The organism is Bacillus cereus group sp. BfR-BA-01441 (assembly GCF_022663075.1).
GTDB classification, from domain to species: Bacteria; Bacillota; Bacilli; order Bacillales; family Bacillaceae_G; genus Bacillus_A; species Bacillus_A cereus.
In genome coordinates this window covers 1-2059 of sequence record NZ_JAKUEU010000188.1, presented here as the reverse complement: position 1 = coordinate 2059, position 2059 = coordinate 1, and the positions used below count along the sequence as shown (strand labels likewise).

Below are 2059 nucleotides of genomic sequence, written 5' to 3'. Positions count from 1 at the left end.
GACTAAAGATATCCATTTAATAACAAAAAGGAAACACCATTACACACCGGTGTTTCCTTTTTCTTTGTACCAATTATATATACGAAGTGAATCTTTTTTTCTCATATGCTTTACTTCATAACCGCGCCCAGCTACCGCTACAAGAGTTGTACATAATTCATCTTTTCTTTGAAAATACGATTGATTATAACCTACTGCTTGAACATGTCTTCTTCGCATTATTCCTGTATATTTCGAAAAATTACGATATACAACCGTTAGTTGATTTTCTCTTAATTCATAACCGCCACTTTTATATCTAGCATACGCAAGTAACGAAAACACGATAAATAACGGTAAAATAACAAACAACGCAATATATTGTTTAAAATATATACTCACGCTGGCAATTAGAACTGTGAGTATGATACTTATTAACCAGCCCATAATGAAATAACGACGCAACGCTGTTTTTGGTAAGTGAACGATCTCCGCTTCGATTTCATATGGTAACTCTAAATATGTGATCAGGTGCTGTACATCTTTTTTCTTCATAAATGGATGCAACATTACTTCGTTACTTGCTGCTCCAATACTTTGAATTGCTTCCACTTCAACAGCACAATAGCCAAACGGCTGGCGAAGCATACCTTCTTTTACAGTAATCGCTTGAATGCGGTGCAATTTTAAGACAAACTCTTTCTTTTCAAATAATCCTTGAACGATACGAATCTCTTCCCCTTTTCGCTCAATTTTAAAGTTTGCATATTTCAACACATATCCAGCCGTGGAAATAATCCACGAAATTGCCATTAAAATTAATGCAATTACAATTAGTTTATAAACACCGTTTCCCATCACATACGCTTCTACTTTACTTGTGAATCCTTCAGGAAGAACAAAATCAAACTTTGTGTAAAGAAGTACCAGTCCAGAGAACACTAGTCCGAACCGACCAGATGTAATCGCTGCGGCTAAAACCTCTTTCGCTGTTAACTGATAAACCGTCTTGCTTTCTTCCTCTTCTATTTCTTCTTTTACAGTAGTTTCTTTCTTATGTAATAAAGAGATTAAATGTTTTGCCTCGTCTTCTTTAATACCAGCCAACATCACTTCTGGTTCATTACCACCACCGGCTACTTCTATATTTAACTTCATAAGTCCGAGCATTTGATAAATGATGTTAGAAGACGTACTAATATTTTGTACACGCTCTTTATTTAAATAGCTTTCCTTCTTTACAAAAACACCGTGCTTTATATGTAAAATATTATTCTCAATCCAGTACACTTTAAAATACCATTTAATTGCTGAAAAAATAGCCATGATGAATAAAACAACCAGAAGAAAAAGATAAAATAAATACCAAGGTTCCACTTGTTCATCAGGTTTAAATAAAACAAGAATAATAAGTGGCAACAAACTCGCAATCCTAATACCTAACAATATCGTAATCGGATGTTGCCTCTTATACATCCTTATCACTCACTTTCGCAAGTTCTCCAATTTGTCTTTTCAGCTGTTCTGCTTCTTCTTTCGTTAAACCTGGAATACTATGAGAAGTTGCGGCTGTTGAAATATGTAATTCTGCTAAATTATACTTTCTCATGATCGGCCCTTGCTCAATCGTTACGTGCTGCACACGGATCATCGGAATAAGTACGCGTTTTACAACAAACATTCCCTTTTGAATCTCAATCTCTTCTTCATTTAATCTGTAACTATAATAGCGTTGACGTAAATTTGGAAACACAAAATAATCAAGGGGAATAAATGTAATAGCTCCTGTTACTAATAGTCCGAACAACCAGCCCCACCAGTTAAAGTTAATCATAAAAAAGAAATACGCAATTACGACTGTTAGTATAACTACCGCCCCAATTAAAGCGTGCATCCTCCACACTTTCAGCATATTAGAATGAATCTCCCTTTCTAACGGCTGCATCTCATCACTCCAATTCTATGAATTTATTACTTATATATTATCAAAAAATAAGGTTTTATATACATTTTTGTAAATTTATAGTCAAATAAAAATAGTTGAATCAAAAGCATATTAAAGAAACACATACCTCAGTTT

Annotated in this window: 2 protein-coding genes; both read right to left on the bottom strand. The window is 34.1% G+C overall.

The window, feature by feature from the left end; translation table 11 throughout:
- Positions 1-39: 39 nt before the first annotated feature.
- Positions 40-1455, bottom strand: coding sequence for a PH domain-containing protein (locus MR107_RS29760; RefSeq protein WP_000278131.1), 1416 nt, complete (start codon positions 1453-1455; stop codon positions 40-42).
- Positions 1448-1924 carry a PH domain-containing protein gene (locus MR107_RS29755; protein ID WP_001182728.1) on the bottom strand — a complete coding sequence of 159 codons (477 nt, stop codon included), beginning with the start codon at positions 1922-1924 and terminating at the stop codon, positions 1448-1450. The genes MR107_RS29760 and MR107_RS29755 overlap by 8 nt, the downstream gene beginning before the upstream one ends.
- Positions 1925-2059: the final 135 nt, after the last annotated feature.